The 17,701-nt window shown below is 66.7% G+C and carries 16 protein-coding genes; 2 read left to right on the top strand and 14 right to left on the bottom strand.

Annotation, left to right across the window (positions count from 1 at the left end; translation table 11 throughout):
• Window positions 1-175: 175 nt before the first annotated feature.
• From ASE83_RS17910 to rpmI, 7 genes are all read right to left on the bottom strand, one after another.
• On the bottom strand, window positions 176-1,747 hold the full coding sequence (locus ASE83_RS17910) for a peptide chain release factor 3 (protein WP_055784905.1): 1,572 nt from the start codon (window positions 1,745-1,747) through the stop codon (window positions 176-178).
• Between the two features lie 269 nt (window positions 1,748-2,016).
• Window positions 2,017-2,886, bottom strand: coding sequence for an aldose 1-epimerase family protein (locus tag ASE83_RS17905; RefSeq protein ID WP_055784902.1), 870 nt, complete (start codon window positions 2,884-2,886; stop codon window positions 2,017-2,019).
• On the bottom strand, window positions 2,883-5,246 hold the full coding sequence (gene pheT, locus ASE83_RS17900) for a phenylalanine--tRNA ligase subunit beta (RefSeq protein WP_055784899.1): 2,364 nt from the start codon (window positions 5,244-5,246) through the stop codon (window positions 2,883-2,885). The genes ASE83_RS17905 and pheT overlap by 4 nt, the downstream gene beginning before the upstream one ends.
• Window positions 5,243-6,412 carry a phenylalanine--tRNA ligase subunit alpha gene (gene pheS, locus ASE83_RS17895; protein ID WP_055784896.1) on the bottom strand — a complete coding sequence of 390 codons (1,170 nt, stop codon included), beginning with the start codon at window positions 6,410-6,412 and terminating at the stop codon, window positions 5,243-5,245. Before pheS ends, pheT begins: the two co-directional genes overlap by 4 nt.
• Before the next feature lie 33 nt (window positions 6,413-6,445).
• The gene (locus ASE83_RS17890; RefSeq protein WP_055784893.1) at window positions 6,446-6,757 is read right to left on the bottom strand and encodes a GIY-YIG nuclease family protein; all 312 of its coding nucleotides are present in this window, start codon (window positions 6,755-6,757) and stop codon (window positions 6,446-6,448) included.
• A 202-nt stretch (window positions 6,758-6,959) separates the two neighbouring features.
• Window positions 6,960-7,331, bottom strand: coding sequence for a 50S ribosomal protein L20 (gene rplT, locus ASE83_RS17885; protein WP_055757215.1), 372 nt, complete (start codon window positions 7,329-7,331; stop codon window positions 6,960-6,962).
• A gap of 13 nt (window positions 7,332-7,344) precedes the next feature.
• A complete protein-coding gene (rpmI, locus tag ASE83_RS17880; RefSeq protein ID WP_055757212.1) occupies window positions 7,345-7,548 on the bottom strand; it encodes a 50S ribosomal protein L35 in 204 nt (67 codons plus the stop codon).
• Window positions 7,549-7,704: 156 nt separating this feature from the next.
• On the opposite strand from rpmI, the gene ASE83_RS17875 reads away from it, so the two are divergent.
• Complete coding sequence (locus tag ASE83_RS17875) at window positions 7,705-9,819, top strand: AsmA family protein (RefSeq protein ID WP_055784890.1); 2,115 nt, start codon at window positions 7,705-7,707, stop codon at window positions 9,817-9,819.
• A gap of 231 nt (window positions 9,820-10,050) precedes the next feature.
• On the opposite strand, the gene ASE83_RS17870 is transcribed toward ASE83_RS17875, so the two are convergent.
• The 7 genes from ASE83_RS17870 to ASE83_RS17840 form a co-directional block, all read right to left on the bottom strand.
• Window positions 10,051-10,830, bottom strand: coding sequence for an SDR family oxidoreductase (locus ASE83_RS17870; protein ID WP_055784887.1), 780 nt, complete (start codon window positions 10,828-10,830; stop codon window positions 10,051-10,053).
• 10 nt (window positions 10,831-10,840) lie between these two features.
• Window positions 10,841-11,608 (bottom strand): ABC transporter permease, encoded by a 768-nt coding sequence (locus tag ASE83_RS17865; RefSeq protein WP_055784884.1) that lies wholly within the window; start codon window positions 11,606-11,608, stop codon window positions 10,841-10,843.
• On the bottom strand, window positions 11,605-12,540 hold the full coding sequence (locus tag ASE83_RS17860) for an ABC transporter ATP-binding protein (protein ID WP_055784881.1): 936 nt from the start codon (window positions 12,538-12,540) through the stop codon (window positions 11,605-11,607). Before ASE83_RS17860 ends, ASE83_RS17865 begins: the two co-directional genes overlap by 4 nt.
• Before the next feature lie 41 nt (window positions 12,541-12,581).
• Complete coding sequence (locus tag ASE83_RS17855; RefSeq protein WP_082443123.1) at window positions 12,582-13,703, bottom strand: membrane dipeptidase; 1,122 nt, start codon at window positions 13,701-13,703, stop codon at window positions 12,582-12,584.
• Window positions 13,704-13,727: 24 nt separating this feature from the next.
• Window positions 13,728-14,453 (bottom strand): DsbA family protein, encoded by a 726-nt coding sequence (locus ASE83_RS17850; RefSeq protein WP_235513080.1) that lies wholly within the window; start codon window positions 14,451-14,453, stop codon window positions 13,728-13,730.
• A complete protein-coding gene (locus tag ASE83_RS17845; RefSeq protein WP_055784873.1) occupies window positions 14,453-15,811 on the bottom strand; it encodes a M48 family metalloprotease in 1,359 nt (452 codons plus the stop codon). The genes ASE83_RS17850 and ASE83_RS17845 overlap by 1 nt, the downstream gene beginning before the upstream one ends.
• A 70-nt stretch (window positions 15,812-15,881) precedes the next feature.
• Entirely contained in the window at window positions 15,882-16,313 is a 432-nt protein-coding gene (locus tag ASE83_RS17840; RefSeq protein ID WP_055784870.1) for a response regulator, read from the bottom strand.
• A 186-nt stretch (window positions 16,314-16,499) separates the two neighbouring features.
• Between ASE83_RS17840 and ASE83_RS17835 the strand changes: the two genes are divergently transcribed.
• Entirely contained in the window at window positions 16,500-17,630 is a 1,131-nt protein-coding gene (locus tag ASE83_RS17835; RefSeq protein ID WP_055784867.1) for a phosphoserine transaminase, read from the top strand.
• Window positions 17,631-17,701: the final 71 nt, after the last annotated feature.

Raw genomic sequence — 17,701 nt, 5'->3', positions numbered from 1 at the left:
AGACGCAGAGAAGGGCGCTTGCCGCGACAGCGGCTCTCGCGCCTAGGGTGCAGCGGACGAGAGGCTTCGCCGGATCGATGTCAGCCGTCGCGCCCGGAACCCCTCCGCGTCTCCGCGCCTCTGCGCGAACCAATTCCTGCGTCATCGCGCTCTTCGCGGCTTCGCGTGAATCCCTCTACCGCTCCCGCGTCGCCGCGAACGTCACCTTGGAATAGCGATCGGCGATATAGCCGACCTCCCATGCGCTCTTCGCCAGAAACACCGGGTTCCCGTCGCGATCCTTCGCCATCGCGGAGCGATGCAAGTCGGTAAACGCCTTCAGGTCGGCCGGATCGCCCGCCGATACCCAGCGCGCGGTTTCGAACGGCGCCATTTCCAGCCCCGCCGCGACCTTGTATTCGACATCCAGCCGGCTCAGCAGCACTTCGAGCTGCAACTGCCCCACCACGCCGATGACCCAGTTCGACCCGATATCGGGGTAGAAAACCTGCGTCACCCCTTCCTCGGCCATGTCGTCCAGCGCCTTGCGCAACTGCTTGGTCTTGGTCGGGTCCTTCAGCACCACGCGCCGCAGGATTTCCGGCGCGAAGTTCGGCAGCCCGGTGAAGCGCACATCGGCCCGCTCCGACAGCGTATCGCCGACGCGCAATGTGCCATGGTTGGGGATGCCGATGATGTCGCCGGGATAGGCTTCGTCGGCCAGTTCGCGTTCGCGCGCGAAGAACAGGATCGGCGAATGGATCGCGATCGGCTTGCCGTGGCCGGTCGGGGTCAGCTTCATGCCGCGTTTGAAAATGCCCGAACACAGCCGCATGAACGCGATCCGGTCGCGGTGGTTGGGGTCCATGTTCGCCTGTACCTTGAACACGAACCCGGTGACGCGGTCGTCGGTCGGATCGACCGGGGCCGGTTCGGCCGGCTGCGCGCGGGGCGGCGGGGCGTGTTTGGCGATCGCGTCGATCAGCGAATCGACGCCGAATTCCTTCAACGCCGACCCGAAATAGACCGGCGTCAGGTCGCCCGCGCGATACGCTTCGCCATCGAACGACGCATAGCCGCCGGTCGCCAGCTCGGCTTCCTCGCGCAGCCGCTCGGCCGCTTCCGCCGACAGCACCGCATCGATCCGTTCATCGTCCAGCCCGGTGAACTGCTCGACCTTGCCCTGGAAATCCTTCGTCCCGACCTCGGGCTGCAACAGCCGGTTGTCGACCAGGTCGTAGATGCCCTCGAACTGCCCGCCCATGCCCGCCGGCCACGTCATCGGGCACACGTCGAGCTGGAGCATGTCGGCGACTTCGTCGAGCAGTTCGAACGGGTCGCGGCCTTCGCGATCGACCTTGTTGACGAAGGTGATGATCGGCACGCTACGCAGCCGGCACACTTCGAACAGTTTGCGGGTCTGCGGCTCGATGCCCTTGGCGGCGTCGATCACCATCACTGCCGAATCGACGGCGGTCAGCGTGCGGTACGTGTCTTCGGAAAAATCCTCGTGGCCCGGCGTGTCGAGCAGGTTGAAGGTCAGCCCGTTGCGTTCGAACGTCATCACCGACGACGTGACCGAAATCCCGCGCTGCTGCTCGATCTTCATCCAGTCCGACCGGGCGCGCCGCGCGGCCCCCCGCGCCTTGACCTCACCCGCCAGATGGATCGCGCCGCCGAACAGCAGCAGCTTTTCGGTCAGCGTGGTCTTGCCGGCGTCGGGGTGGGAGATGATCGCAAAGGTGCGGCGATCGGAAATATGGTCCATCGCCGGCCTTTAGGGCCGCGGGGGGAGGGCGGCAAGTTTGGGGTTCGCGCGAAGGCGCGAAGAAGGAATTGGTTCGCGCAGAGACGCGGAGGCGCAGAGAGAGTGCGTGCGGGGTGATGCTCCACCGCGACGGCGACGGTCGCGCATTGCCGCGATAGCAGCCGTCTGCCGAACGCGCCCGGTTGCCAACGCCGCAACCCTTCTTCGCCTCCGCGTCTCTGCGCGAAATCTACCCTCTTCTTCGCGAACTTCGCGCCTTCGTGTGAAACTCAATCCACCAGCGTGACCGACATCGCCGCCCGGTGCGTCGCTCCCGGCGCGACCCGGTGAATCCCTGGCTTGTCGAAGATGTCGCCGGCAAAGCCTTCCGGATCGGCGATCCCGTCCCACGGCTCGACGCATACGAACGCGGACCCCGACTTCGTCCACACGCCCAGCTTCGGCATCCCCGGAAAGTCGACGCGCAGCTGCGGTCCGTCCGGCGCGCCATAGGTCACGCGGTCGCTGTGCACCGGATCGAACACCAACGCATCGTCGGCAAACAGCGCGTCGGTCAAGGTCAGAACCTTGCCATCAAGCGGGCTAGGCCGCCGCTCGGCCGCGATCGTCCCGTTGGCGGCGATCGCGGCGACCGTGCCCGCTTCAGTGTCGGAAAACACCATCCGGTGCGCCGCCCGGTCGCGCCCATAGGGCAGCGGCCAAGCGAACGCCGGATGGAAACCGATGCTCGCGGGGAGGTCGCTATCGCCGCGATTGGTCACGCTCACCGCGATATGCAGCGTTGCGCCGTCCAGCCGATAATCCACGTGCAGCACGAAGCCGAACGGATACACCGCCCGCGTCTCGGCATCGTCGTTCAGCGCATACCGCACCGAAACATCGTCCTGCGCAACCTTCGCGAACGTGCGTCGCCGGGCAAAGCCGTGCTTCGCCATATGGAAGGCCGCACCATCGACCCGGTACGTATCGTCCTGCAACGCGCCGATGATCGGGAACAGGATCGGCGCATGGCCGGTCCAGAACGCCGGATCGGCATCGGTCATCAACTCGCGCCCGGCCGCATCCTTCAGCGAATGCAGCTCTGCACCCAGCGGATCGATCGTCGCCGTCAGCACGCCGTTGGTCAGTACCGCGCTCATATCCGCAGGCTCGCGCCGATCTTCTTGGCCGATGCGACGATCTTGTCCGAAATCGCCTTCAGCTCGACATCGGTGAAGCTCTTCGCCCCCGGCTGCAACGTGACCTCGATGGCGAGGCTCTTGTGCCCCGGCTCGACCCCCTGTCCGGCAAAGACGTCGAACAGCCGCGCGTCGACGATCGCCGCCTTGTCCGCGCCGCGTACCGCGCGGACCAACTGGTCGCCGGCGACATCGGTCGCCACCAGGAACGCGAAGTCGCGCGTGACCGCCTGCAATGCGGGCGGCGCATAGGCCGCGCGCATGAAGCCGCTTCCCCGCTTGGCCGGCAGGGCGTCGAGGTAGATTTCCGCCGCCACCGCGCCCGCGCCCAGGTCGAATGCCTTCGCCGTGGTCGGGTGCAGCACGCCGAAGCTCGCCACAATTGTCTTCGGCCCCAGCCGCAGCGTCGCCGACTGCCCCGGATGGAACACGTCGCCCGCACCGTCCATCACCTGCAGATTGACGACCGGCGCCCCTGCGGCTTCCAGCAGCGCCAGCACCTCGGCCTTGGCATCGAACGCGTCGAAGCCCTGCGCCTTGCCGCTGCGCCAGCCCCGCGCCGTCCGCTCGCCGGCCAGCACGATGCCCAAGGTCGCGCGCTCGCCCTCGGCCAGATAGCGGCGGCCGATCTCGAACAGTCGGACGCTGCTTGCCCCACGCTTCGCATTGCGCGCGGCGGCGCTCAGCAGGCCGGGCAGCAGCGACGGGCGCATCACGCGCATGTCGCTGGCGATCGGGTTGACCACCTCCCACGCGCCGCCGCCGAACGGGGCGGCTTCGTCGTCGGCGATGAAGCTCCAGGTGATCGCTTCGGCAAGGCCCCGCGCGGCGGCGGCGCGGCGCATCCGCCGTTCCAGCTTCTGCTCCGCCGTCGCGGTCGGCGTCGCGACCCCGGCCGGCCGATCGAGCGGGGTCGACGGCACCTTGTCCAGCCCCTCGATCCGGATCACTTCCTCGACCAGATCGGCGGTCCCGTCGACATCGCGCCGCCACGACGGGACGGTCACCTGCCAGCCATCGCCGACGCTGAAGCCCAGCCGTTCGAGGATGTCGCGCTGCCGGTCCTCGGCCACGTCCAGCCCGCCCAGCGTCGCGACACGGCCCGGCTGATGAGTGATGACGCGCGCTTGCGTCGGCGGCGAACCCGCCCTGGTCACGCCGCTCGCCTGTCCGCCGCACAGCCGCACGACATAATCGGTCGCAATGGCCAGCCCGGCATCGAGGAACGCCGGATCGACCCCGCGTTCGAACCGGGTGCGTGCATCGCTGGTCAGTGCCAGCTTCTGCCCGGTCCGCGCGATCGCTTCGGGGGTGAAGTACGCGCATTCGATCAGCACGTCGGTGGTCGTCTCCGACACGCCCGAATGCTCGCCGCCCATGATCCCGCCGATATCGTGCACCGCGCTGGCGTCGGCGATCACCGTCTCGCCACTGCTCAGCGTATAAGACTTGCCGTTGAGCGCCACGACACTCTCGTCCCGCTTCGCCTGCCGCGCGACCAGACCGCCGTCCAGCTTCGCCATGTCATAGACGTGCAGCGGCCGCCCCAGATCGAACATCACGTAATTGGTGATGTCGACCAGCGTCGAAATCGGCTTCTGCCCGATCGCGGTCAGGCGCCGGCGCATCCACTCGGGCGACTCGCCGTTGGTCAGGCCACGCACCGTCTGTGCATAGAAAGCCGGGCAACCCGCCGCATCCTCGACCCGCACGTCGGGGCCACCGCCTTCGCCAGCGATGACCGGCACCGCCAGCGGCTTCAGGCTGCCATAGCCCGCCGCCGCCAGATCGCGCGCAATGCCGCGCACGCCCATGCAGTCCTGCCGGTTCGGCGTGACGCTGATGTCGATGACCGGATCGTCCAGTCCGGCCCAGGCGGGAAAGGGAGTGCCGACCGGCGCGTCGGCGGGCAGTTCGATGATCCCGTCATGATCCTCGCCCAGCTCCAGTTCACGGGTCGAACACATCATGCCGTTCGATTCGACGCCGCGGATCGCCGCGACCTTCAGCACCATGCCGTTCGCCGGCACCGTCGCGCCCGGCATCCCGAACACGCCGACCAACCCGGCGCGGGCATTGGGCGCGCCGCATACGACCTGCAACGGGCCGTCGCCGGCATCGACCGACAGCACCTGCAGCTTGTCCGCCTGCGGATGCGGCGCGGCACTCAGGACGCGGGCAATGCGGAACGCCGAGAGCTTCTCGCCCGGATTCTCGACGCCCTCGACCTCCAGCCCGATCGCGTTCAGCGCGCCGAGGATCACGTCCAGCGACGCATCGGTGTCGAGATGCTCGTGCAGCCAGCCCAGCGTGAACTTCATGCGCCTACTCCCCCCGACAGCGTGGGGACGTCCAGCGCCGCAAAGCCATAATGTTTCAACCAGCGCAGATCGCCGTCGAAGAACGGGCGCAGGTCGTCCATGCCGTATTTCAGCATCGCCAGCCGGTCGACGCCGGTACCGAACGCGAACCCCTGCCATTCATCGGGGTCGAGGCCGCAGGCGGCGATCACCTTCGGGTGGACCATGCCGCTGCCCAGCACCTCCATCCAGCCGCCATTGCCCTTGCCCGGATCGCCGCCGACCACGCGCCGGCCCTTTTCGATGGTATAGCCGACATCGACCTCGGCCGATGGTTCGGTGAACGGGAAATAGCTGGGGCGCAGGCGCAGGACGATGTCGTCGCGCTCGAAATACGCCTTCAGGAAGGTTTCCAGCGTCCATTTGAGATGCCCCATATGGATACCGCGGTCGATCACCAGCCCCTCGATCTGGTGGAACATCGGTGTGTGGGTCGCGTCGCTGTCGCTGCGATAGACCCGGCCCGGCGCGATGATGCGGATCGGGGGCTGGTGGGTCATCATCGTGCGGATTTGCACTGGACTCGTATGGGTGCGCAGGACGTAGCGTTCGGGCGCGCCGGTGGCGGAGCCACCGTCGTCGGACGGCGCTTCGGCGCCGCCGGCCGCGCTTGCGCTGGTCTCGCCCTTCGGGCTTCGGCGCTGCGCGTAGAACGTATCATGCATCGCCCGCGCCGGATGCGTTTCCGGAATGTTGAGCGCGGTGAAATTATGCCAGTCGTCTTCGATCTCCGGCCCCGTCGCGACGGCAAAGCCCAGATCGGCGAAGATTTCGGCCAGTTCGTCCATGACCTGCGACACAGGATGCACCCCGCCTGGCGCGATGCGGTCGGCGGGCAGCGTCAGGTCGACCCGCTCGCTCGCCAGCTTCGCCGCCAGCGCGCGCGCCTCCAGATCGGCCTTGCGCGCGCCGATCGCGCCAGTCACCGCCTCGCGCAAGGCGTGGATGCCGGGCGCGACGGTCTGGCGTTCCTCGGGCGACAGGCTGCCCAGCGTCTTCAGCAGGCCGGTCACCGCCCCCTGCTTGCCCAGCGCATGAACACGCACCGCCTCCAGCGCGTCGACGCCGGCAGAGGCATCGATGGCGGCGAGCAGGTCGGCACGCAATTGGTCGAGATCGGGGGTCACGGTCGCTCCGGTGGTCGGGATAGGCGACCGGCTTTATTGCGGAACGGTGGAGAAGCCTAGCCCCGTGGCGAGGTCGGACCAGTGGGGGTTGGACGTTTCGATCAGATTCTGTTTCCAGTCGCGGTTCCACTTCTTGATCCGCTTCTCGCGTTGGATCGCCGTTTCCATCGTTTCGTGGCGTTCGAACCAGACGAGACGGTGGCAATCATGGTCCGCGGTGAAGCCGGGGAAGGTGCCGGTGCGGTGCTGGTGGATACGCTGGATCAGGTTGCTGGTGACGCCGGTATAGATCGTGCCGTTGCGCCGGCTGGCGACGATATAGACGCAGGGTTCGAAGATGCGCATTCGCCAACCCCCCATCGTCGTTCCCGCGCAGGTGGGAACCCATACACGCTGAGGTTGATAGTAGAGCCGGGACGGTAGCGTCTATGGATTCCCGCCTGCGCGGGAATGACGAAAAGGATGGCCGCACACCGCCGAACAACAAAAAAACGCCGGCGGGTCACCCCACCGGCGTTTCTTCTACCCTAAAACAGCAACCGTGCGCTTACGCGGCGGCCTGTTCCGGCAGGGCAGCCTTCGCCTGCGCGACGATCGCCTTGAAGGCGGCTTCCTCGTGCATCGCGATGTCGGCCAGGACCTTCCGGTCGAGTTCGATGCCGGCCAGCTTGCAGCCGTGCATGAACTGCGAATAGGTGATGCCTTCCGCGCGGACACCGGCGTTGATGCGCTGGATCCACAGACCACGGAAGGTCCGCTTCTTCACCTTACGGTCGCGATAGGCGTACTGACCGGCCTTTTCGACGGCCTGGCGAGCGATGCGGATCGTGTTCTTGCGACGGCCATAATAGCCCTTCGCCTGATCCAAGATACGCTTGTGCTTCGCCTTCGTGGTCGTGCCGCGCTTGATACGTGCCATTGCTCAGTACTCCTTAACGCAGACCGTAGGGCGCCCACGCCTTGACACGGGCGGTGTCGGCGTCGGCGAGGACCGAAGTCCCGCGGTTCTGGCGGATGTACTTCGCGTTGTGCGAAATCAGGCGGTGGCGCTTGCCGGCGACACCGTGCTTGATCTTGCCGGTGGCGGTCAGCTTGAAGCGCTTCTTCACGCCGCTCTTGGTCTTGAGCTTGGGCATTTTGGTCTCCTCGTAAATCACGACGTGCGGATTGCCGCGGCAGCCCCAGATGGCCGGGCGAATCCCGAAAGGTCGTGGAAAGAGCGCGCCCCTAACCCGCCGTCGCGCAAAACGCAACCGCCGGAACTCGTTTCGCCTGCGAATGGTTGGGGGGCGATGGCCGATGTTCCCCCGACGATCGGCACTGCCGATCCCCGCCGCCGCGACTGGCGGCGGATCGCGCTCCGCATCGTTGGCGGCGTCTTTGCAACGATCGCCATCCTGTGGCTGGTCCTGTTCGTCACCAGGGGCCGCTTCCTGAAAGGCACGTTCGAACGCATCGCGTCGTCGGGCACCGGCAGGACGGTGCGCGTCGCCGGTGACTTCCAATTCTATTTCAATCCCATCGACCTGAAATTCCTTGCCGAAGGGCTGTCGGTGTCGAACCCCGACTGGGCCGGCGGCGGCAATGTGTTCGAAGCGAAGAAGCTCGACAGTTCGACCGCGACGCTCACCTTCCTGTTCGGGCGGCGGCGGGTGAACTGGCTGGAGCTGGACGGGGCGCGGGCCGACCTGCACTGGGATGGGCCACGCAAGCGCAACACCTGGACGTTCGGTGATCCGAACAAGCCGGGCAAGAAGCTGGAGCTGCCGATCGTGCGGAGCGGCATCTTTCGCGACACGCGCATCCGCTACCGCGATCCGCAGTTCCTGCTCGACGGGACGTTCGATCTCGACACGACGACCACCGCCGGTGCGCAGTTCGAGAGCGCGATCCGCGCGACGGGCAAGGGGACGGTGCGTGGTCGCCCGTTCCGGCTCACCGGACAGCTGCAATCGCCCAACGCCACGATCCGCGGTGGCCAGAACCAGCTGACCGCCCGGATCGAGGTCGCCCGCTCCGTCGCGATCCTCGCCGGCACGCTGCCGGGTCCGACCCAGTTGGACGGATCGAACCTCGCCGTCCGGTTGCGCGGGGCGAATCTGTCCGACGTCTTCGCGACGCTCGGCATCCTGACCCCCAACACCCGCAGCTATCGCCTGACCGGGCGCATGACCAAGGACGGGGCGGACTGGAAATTCACCCGGCTGAAGGGGGTGTTCGGCGACAGCGATCTCGCCGGCAATCTGACCGTTACCCAGCGCGAACCGCGCCTGCTGCTGACCGCCGACCTGACGTCGCGCACGCTCGACATCGTCGATATGTCGGCGTTCGTCGGCTATGACCTCGAACGGGTCGAGGCGCAGGGCGCGGCGGGCGTGATCGAGCGGCAGGGCGGCGCGCCGCGGCTGTTGCCCGATGCGAAGCTGAACGTGGAGGCGCTGCGCAATTTCGACGCGAAGGTCCGCTACAAGGTCGGCACCGTCCGCGCACGCAGCCTGCCGGTGTCGAACGTCGACCTGACGCTGGACCTGAACGACCGGCTGCTGAAGCTGTCGCCGCTGACCTTTGCCATGGCGCGCGGCAATGTCGCGTCGGACATCGTGATCGACGCCCGCCGCCGCCCCGCCGTCACCGAGTACGACATCCGCCTGTCGCCCACGCCGATGGCGCGGTTGCTGGCGGGATGGGGCGTCGAGGAAGCGGGCACCACCGGCACGGTCAAGGCGCGGATCAAGCTGACCGGCACCGGCGATACGGTGCGCGACTCCCTTGCCGCCTCGAACGGGCGTATCGCGATCATCCTGCCCGCCGGCAGCTTCTGGACGCGCAATATCCAGCTGTCCGAACTCGATCTCGGCACCTTTGCCCAGAAGATGTTCGAGGGGAAGCTAAAGGAACCGGTGCGGATCAATTGCGGCCTGATCGGCTTCACGGTGCGCGGCGGGGTGGCGGCGGCCGATCCGATCCTGATCGATACGCAGAAGAACGTGATGGTCGGGCGTGGCGGCTTCAGCTTCCGCAACGAATCGATCGACTTGGCGGTGCGGGCGGATTCGAAGCGCTTCTCACTGTTGGCCGGCCAGTCGCCGGTCGGCATCGGCGGCTATTTCGCCAGCCCGCGCTATTCGGTGGTCAGTCCCGAACTGTTGGGCCGCGCCGGGGCAGGGTTGGGGCTGGCGATCGTTGCGACGCCGCTGGCCGGGGTGCTGGCGTTCGTCGATCCGGGCGACGCGAAGGGCGCGGCCTGTGGTCCGGTCCTGTCGGGCGCGACCGCACGAGCGCAGCGGACTAAAAGCGGCGAAGCGCGCGACGATGTCGGGCGCGGCACGACGGCCAAGGCAGAGGATGGGCGCTCGAACCGGGGCGAACGCAAGGAGCAACGGAAGAAGTTTCTCGGGATTTTCTGATTTTCACGCGAAGGCGCGAAGGCGCGAAAGAAGAAGGTAGATTTCGCGCAGAGACGCGGAGACGCAGAGGAGTTGCATTTTACAGCCAAGCCAGCCGCGACAGCGGCCCTCGGTCCCCGTCGCAGCGAAGGACGTCGTCTGCCGAAGGCAATCGGTCGCCATGCGTGCAACCTCTCTGCGCCTCCGCGCCTTCGCGTGAAAACTCTTCTGCTGCTCAGCCCCACGCGACCCTTACAGGATCCCCGGAAACGCCCCGCCATCGATCAACAGGCTTTGCCCGGTGATGAACCCGGCCTTGTCCGAACACAGGAACGCACAGGCCGCGCCGAACTCGGCCGGATCGCCGATCCGCTTGGCAGGAATCGATTCCGCCCGCTTCGCCTTTTCCTCGGCCGGGGTGGTGCCGTTCTTCGCCGCCGCCGCCGCGCTCATCGCCGCAATGCGCGCGGTGTCGAACGATCCGGGCAGCAGGCCGTTGATCGTGACGTTCGATCCCGCCACCTGCCGCGCGATCCCCGCGACGAAGCCGGTCAGCCCGGCACGCGCGCCGCTCGACAGGTCGAGTCCGGGCAGCGGCATCTTGACCGACCCGGAGGTGATGTTGACCACCCGGCCGAAACCGCGCGCCACCATGCCGGGCAGCACCGCCTGAATCAGCAGGGCAGGGGTGACGAAATTCGCCTCCACCCCGGCGCGGATGCCGTCGGCCTCCAGCTCGGTATAGGGCTTCACCGGCGGCCCGCCATTGTTGTTGACCAGAATGTCGGGGTCCGGACAGGCGGCGAGCAGCGCGGCGCGGCCCGCGTCGGTCGACAGGTCGCCGATGACTTCGGTCACGGTCACGCCGGTTTCGGCGCGGATCGTCGCCGCCGTCTCCGCCAGCTTGCCCGCATCGCGCCCGTTGACGACGACATCGACCCCGGCCCGCGCCAGTTCCAGCGCGCAGGCGCGGCCAAGGCCGGCGCTCGACGCGCATACGATCGCCCTGCGACCGGCAATTCCCAGATCCATCGCTCGTCCCTTATTTCTTGAGCCGCCATCCGGTGCGGAAGATCACGGTGATGACCGCGACGCAGATGCACAGAAAGCCGAAGGTCGCGCCCAGGCTCGCCCCGACCGACACGTCACCCACGCCGAAGAAGGTCCAGCGGAACCCGCTGATGAGGTACACGATCGGATTGAACAGGCTGATCGTCCGCCACACGCCCGGCAGCATGTCGATCGAATAGAACGCCCCGCCAAGGAACGTCAGCGGCGTGACCACCAGCAGCGGGATGACCTGCAACTGTTCGAACCCCCTGGCCCATAGCCCGAGGATGAAACCGAAAAGGCAGAAGGTGACCGCCACCAGCAGCAGGTAACACAATGCCCAGAACGGATGCGCCACCTGCACGTCGACGAACAGGTGGGCGGTGGCGAAGATGACCAGCGCGACGATACACGACTTGCTCGCCGCCGCCCCGACATAGCCGACCAACGTCTCCAGCGTGGAGACGGGGGCCGACAACAGTTCGTAGATCGTGCCCGACCATTTGGGCATGAAGATGCCGAAGCTGGCGTTGAAGATGCTCTCGGTCAGCATCGTCAGCATCATCAGGCCCGGCACGATGAACGCGCCATAGGGGACGCCCGACACCTCGTTCATCCGGCTGCCGATCGCGGTGCCGAAGACGACGAAATAGAGCGAGGTGGTGATGACCGGCGTCATCAGCGAGGTCCAGATCGTCCGCCCGAACCGCGCCAGTTCGAAGCGATAGATGGCCAGCACGCCATGCCAGTTGAACGTCATGCCCGGCTCTCCTCTTCGTGCACCAGCCCAACGAAGATGTCCTCGAGGCTCGACTGTTTCGTCGCGATGTCCTTCCACCCGATCCCGGCTTCGTCGACCGCGCGCAGCAGCGCCCGCACGCCATTGTCCTCGGCCTTCGCATCGAAGGCGAAGGTCAGCGCATGGCCCTCGTCGGCCAGCGTCAGCGGCCAGTGCGACAGCGCCGCCGGCACCGACTCCATCGGTTCGGACAGGGTCAGCGTCAGCGTCTTCTTGCCCAGCTTGCGCATCAGCGCGGCCTTTTCCTCGACCAGGATCAGCCGGCCCTTGGCGATCACCCCCACCCGGTCGGCCATCTCCTCGGCCTCCTCGATATAGTGCGTGGTCAGGATGATCGTGACGCCACGTTCGCGCAGGTCGTGGACCAGCCGCCACATGTCGCGGCGCAACTCGACATCGACCCCGGCGGTCGGTTCGTCGAGGAACAGGATGTCGGGTTCGTGGGACAGCGCCTTGGCGATCATCACCCGGCGCTTCATGCCGCCCGACAGCTCGGTCATCTTAGCATCACGCTTGTCCCACAAGGTCAGGTCGCGCAGCAGCTTTTCGATGAACACCGGGTCGCCATGCCGCCCGAACAGCCGGCGCGAAAAGGTGACGGTCGCCATCACCGTCTCGAATGCGTCGGTCAGCAGTTCCTGCGGCACCAGCCCGATCCGGGTCCGCGTCTCGCGATAATCGCTGACCGTGTCGAAGCCGGCGGCGGTGACCGTGCCCGCGCTTGGCGTCACGATGCCGCAGATGATGCTGATGAGCGTCGTCTTGCCTGCGCCGTTCGGCCCCAGCAGCGCAAAGATTTCGCCCTTGGCGATGTCGAGGTCGGTCGGCTGGAGCGCGACGGTGCCCGACGTGTACGTCTTGGCGATGCCCCGGATCGAAAGAATGGTTTCCATGGGAACGGCTTGTTCCACGCTTCGATGACCGGGGGAAGTCGCTATCCCAACACATCCGTCAACAGACGGCGCCAGTTGCCGCCCATGATCGCATCCACCTCGCGCGCACGGAAGCCGGAGGCCGACAATGCGTCGGCGATACGCTGCATCCGATGGATATGATTGAGCGCCGGGATGACGACATGTTCGGGCGTCCACTCGAACCCGGCAATGCCCTGCGACCGCATCGCGTGCCACCATTCCAGATATTCGCCGACGCCGCGCGCATTGTCGTTGTTCAGCTTCAGCAGGTTTTCCTGACCGCCCATCGGGAAATCATTGGCGACGCCGACCGCATCGATCCCGCCGACGCGGACGACGTGCCGGATCTGCGCGACATAATCCGCGACGGTCGGCACCGCCTTGCGCGTCAGCCAGAAGCTCATCATGAAGATGCCCATCACGCCACCGCGCTCGGCAATGGCGCGAACGACGCTGTCGGGCGCACAGCGCGGGTGGTTCACGATCGCGCGCACGGCGCCGTGGCTGAGCGCGATCGGCGTGGTCGATCGCTGCGCCGCCTCCAGCATGGTCGCGTCCGACCCGTGGCTGACATCGGGCAGGATGCGCAGCCGGTTCATCTCGGCAAGCCCCGCGATGCCGAGCGGGGTCAGGCCGCTCTGCTTCGGCTGCAGTGCGCCGCCGGCAAACCGGTTGTCGTTGTGATGGGTGAATTGCAGGACGCGCAGGCCCTTGGCATGAAACCGCGCGATCCGCCCCGGATCGTCCTCGATCATCTCGGTCGACTGGAATTGCAGGAACGTCGCGCAGCCCGGATGCTTGCCGATATCGCTACCCTTCAGCGCGACATAGGCGTGGGGCGATTGCTTCAGCCGGGCCACCGCCTTGTCGATCGCGGCATCATTGGCGCGGAATCCGCGCAGGTAGCGGGGAATCCCCGCCGCATCGCGGACCTCCTCCACCTCCGAAATGTCCGCGATCATCGCGTTCAGTCCGGCACGACCGATATCGGCGAGGTCCTTGGGCAGGAAGCTGAGCGAATCGATGAACAGCCGACGGGACGGATTGGATCGCCGGGGCGATGCGAACGCGCCCGCCATGCCCGGAATCATGCCGCTTGCGACCAGTCCGCCGAGTGTCGATCGCCGTGTTACGCCTGCCATCGCCTTGCTTCCCCCGTGTTCGACTTATCCCGGTTTTCCGGCGCGCCGTGCCTCCGCCACCGCGGTCTGCAACGCGGGCAGGGTCTGCGCCCCGCTCAGCACTTGGTCGCCGACCACCCACGACGGGGTCCCAGTAAAGCCTAGCGTCCCCGCCGTCTTCAGGTTGCGCTCGATCTCGGCGACGACCTGTGGCGACTGGATCGCGGCGCGGGCGGCGGCGATGTCCAGCCCGGCGGTCGTCGCCGCCTGCTGGATCGCGCCGGCATCCACCCGACCGCTGGCATAGAGCGCATCGTGGAACGGCTTGAACTTGTTCTGGAGCGCGGCGGCCAGCGCCCATTGCGCGGCGCTGCGGCTGTCGGGCGACAGGATCGGCAGCTCGCGATAGACGATGCGGACGTTCGGGTCGCCGGCGATCAGGCCGGTGATTGCGGGCAGGCTGGCGCGACAGAAGCCGCAGGCATAGTCGAGATAGGTGACGACGCTGACATCGCCCTTCGGATTGCCTGCGATCGCACCGGGGAACGGTTCGACGATCGCGCTGCGGTTCGCCGCCACCGCCTTGCCCGCTTCCTTCGCCTGCAACCGTTGCATCGCTTGCGGAAGAATTTCAGGGTTGGCGAGGATATAGTCACGCACCACCGTCTCGGTCGCGGCACGATCTGCCGTTCCGCGCTGGGCAAGAATCGCTCCCCCTGCGCCCGCCAATGCGGCGGCCGCCAGCATCAGCGCATTCCCGATCTTGCCCATCATTCCCCCCGACGCCGGCGATGACGGCGTTCTTCCTCGAACGCCGTCTGCGACGTCATTTGAATATCCTGCGCCCGAATCCAATCCCGCGACCCCTGCGGCAGCAGCGCCATCGCTCGCCGCGCGCTGGCCAATGCCATGCCGGTATCGCCGGCCAGCGACGCATATTCCGCCATCGCCAGCGCGACCCGCGCCGGATCGCCGCGCCGTTCGTACAGGATGCTCAGCTGATACCAGGCGAACGGGTTCTGGTTGTCGCGGGCGATCGCCTGTTTCAGCACCCGTTCCGCCTCGTCCAGCAGCGCCGGGTCCTCGGCGGCGATGAGGGCATGGCCAAAGGTCGCGGCGATCAGCGGCGACGACCGTGTCCGGTCGGTTGCCTCGCGCAGCGCGGTCAACGCATCCTTCGGCTTGCCCGACTCGAGCAGGATCTGCCCTTCGAGTTCGAGGAAATAGGGATCATCTGGCGCGACCTTCACCAGCGCCAACGTCTCGGCCGCCGCCTGCTCCGGATATCCCGATTTGTGATAGGCATAGGCCCGGGCATAATGGGCATAGATGCTCTGGTCGCTGGCGGGATAGCGGCGCAGCGTGTCCTTGGGATCGCTGACATAGCCGCGCAGCTTCGCCTGCACCCGCTTGAACCGGGTTTCCAGCGCCGGATCGGTCGCCGTCTTGAACGCGGGCGATGCCTGCACGTCCTGCGTCAGGTTCGCGATACGCTCGCCGGTCAGCGGGTGGGTGCGCTGATAGCCGTTGTCCTGCGGGATCGCGAGGCGATATTCCATGTTCTGCAGCTTCTTGAAGAAGTCCAGCATCCCTTGGCCGGAGATATTGGCGCCGCGCAGGAACCGTGCCCCTGCCGCGTCGGCCGAGCTTTCCTGCGTCCGGCTGAACGCCAGATAGCTGCCCATCGCCGCCTGCTGACCCGCCGCCAATATCCCTGCGCCGGCTTCGCCCGCGCCCGCCGCCATCGCGGCAACGCCCAGCAGCAGGCTGAGCACGGTGATCCCTGTCGCCGGGGCCATGCCGCGCCCGGCCAGCGGCACATGCCCGCCAACGATATGGCCGATCTCGTGGGCGATGACCCCCTGCACTTCGTTGGCGTCGTCGGCCGCGTCGATCAGCCCGCTATGGATATAGACCGTCTGGCCGCCCGCGACGAAGGCGTTGATCGACTTGTCCTGCAGCAGCACGACGTTGAAGTTGCGCGGGTCCAATCCGGCCGCAACCGCGATCGGACGCGACATGTCGGTCAGCAGCGCTTCCGTCTCGGCGTCGCGCAGCATCGACTGGGCGGCAGCGGGCTGGGTCAACAGGAGGATGGCGGCGACGATGCCGCCCAGCGCGCGCTTCATGAAAGTCCTTATCGGCCAGGGGGCGGACGCGGGTCAACGCCGCGATGCCGTCCGCTGGCTGAACCGCGCGTTAAGCCGAAACTCCGACGGCGTACGATGCGCCGAACAGCTTGATGCCGATGGGCGGCTGTGACAGGTCGCCATGGCGCGCACGCACCGCGAAATCGACCAGTTCCCCAACCGATTCGTACCCGCACGGCTTGGACACGACGCCCAGCGTGCCAACGATGCCGTCGTCGAGCATCGCGGGATTGGCGGTAAGAAAAATGACGGTGGTGCCATAGGTCTGCCCCAACATCCGCCCGATCATCGGCCCCGTCGGCCCGTCGCGCAGATTACAGTCGACCAGCGCGACATCGGGACGGACCGAGGCCAGCTCCAGTGCGCGCGGCATGTCGGCGGCGATCCCGACCGGACGATAGCCATGCTCCTCCAGCGATGCCTCCAGGTCGATCGCGACCAGCATCTCGTCTTCGACGATCAGGACAGTGGGGGTTTGCATGAACGTTCCGTACCTAACTCAGGATAATCGCAACGCAGCGATGGCGGGTCGGTTCCGGCGACGGTTTCATCCTTTCGATACCATGTTCCCGTAATGGCGCTTGTGTCGCCCGGTTCGTGCCGCTAATGCCCGCGGCGGGCCACGCTGTCCCAACGCAGCGCGTGCTCTCTGTGAGGAGAGACTGACATGACTGATCTTCCGCCTAAGCCGGCTACGACTCCCGCTCGCCCGTATTTCTCGTCCGGGCCTTGCGCCAAGCCGCCGGGCTGGTCTGCCGACCGCCTCAACCCCGTCAGCCTCGGCCGGTCGCACCGTTCGAAGATCGGCAAGCAGCGCCTGCAATATTGCATCGACCTGATGCGCGAGCTGCTCAAGCTCCCCGACACCCACCGCATCGGCATCGTCCCCGGTTCCGATACCGGCGCGTTCGAAATGGCGATGTGGACGATGCTGGGCGCCCGCCCCGTCACTGCGCTCGCCTGGGAAAGCTTCGGCGAGGGCTGGGTGACCGATGCAGTCAAGCAGCTCAAGATCGATCCGACCGTCGTGCGCGCCGATTACGGCCAGCTGCCGGACCTGACCGCGATCGACTGGACCAACGACGTCCTGTTCACCTGGAACGGCACGACCAGCGGCGTGCGCGTTCCCAACGCCGATTTCATCCCGGCCGACCGCGAAGGCCTGTCGTTCGCTGATGCGACCTCGGGCGTGTTCGCCTATGACATCGACTGGGCCAAGATCGACGTCGCGACCTTCAGCTGGCAGAAGGTGCTGGGCGGCGAGGGTGGCCACGGCGTCCTGATCCTCGGCCCGCGCGCGGTCGAACGGCTCGAAACCTATACCCCCGCATGGCCGCTGCCCAAGGTGTTCCGCCTGGTGTCGAAGGGCAAGCTGGCCGAAGGCGTATTCAAGGGCGAGACGATCAACACCCCGTCGATGCTGGCGGTCGAGGATGCGATCTTCAGTCTCGAATGGGGCAAGTCGTTGGGGCAGGGCGGGCTGATCGCGCGCAGCGATGCCAATGCCGCCGCGCTGGACGCGATCGTCTCGACACGCGACTGGCTCGGCCACCTTGCCGCCGATCCGGCAACCCGATCGAAGACTAGCGTGTGTCTGACCGTCGAGGGTGCCGACGAGGCGCTCATCAAGAAGATGGCGTCGCTGCTCGAAGCCGAAGGCGCTGCCTATGACGTCGCGGGCTATCGTGACGCCCCGGCGGGCCTGCGCATCTGGTGCGGCGCGACGGTCGATACGGCGGATATCGAGGCGCTCGGGCCGTGGCTCGACTGGGCCTACGCCACCGCGAAGACGGCATAAGAACCCTCTCTCCTTCAGGGGAGAGGGTTGGGAGAGGGGCTGTCACGCCACCTTTCCGCCCGCTCCCCGAC

The organism is Sphingomonas sp. Leaf32 (genome assembly GCF_001421765.1).
In the GTDB taxonomy this organism is placed as follows: Bacteria; Pseudomonadota; Alphaproteobacteria; order Sphingomonadales; family Sphingomonadaceae; genus Sphingomonas.
Note: the sequence above shows the minus strand (reverse complement) of the source record. Positions and strands in the feature narration are given on the sequence as shown.